Raw genomic sequence first — 385 nt, 5'->3', positions numbered from 1 at the left:
GCTCATATCAACTAACGCATCAATAATTTCCTCACCCCTACTACCCGTAAACCTTGCCTTAACGAATATATTATCCATAACCCCCTAAATAAAACTTCATGAGGCCCTCCTAAAAATCTAGCGACTATTAAGCCTTACAGGGATGCAACATTGAGAAAATTATAGCATTACTTAATGGACTTAAGCGTATATTATTTTATGGCATGTAGAGTAAAGCATAATGTGATGATTTCAAGAAGCTGGAATTACCATGATTTTAGGGCCCAGAGCAATGATGAACCTCTCTGCTTATATCAGATATTCATTAATAATATAATAATATATACTGTTATGTCTTTAACAAATTGTGTTAAATTTTAGAAGTTTATTTAACGTTTTTGACATC

Origin of the sequence: Caldivirga sp. UBA161, assembly GCF_002506515.1 — an archaeon.
Taxonomy (GTDB): Archaea; Thermoproteota; Thermoprotei; order Thermoproteales; family Thermocladiaceae; genus Caldivirga.
This window is presented reverse-complemented; position numbering follows the sequence as displayed.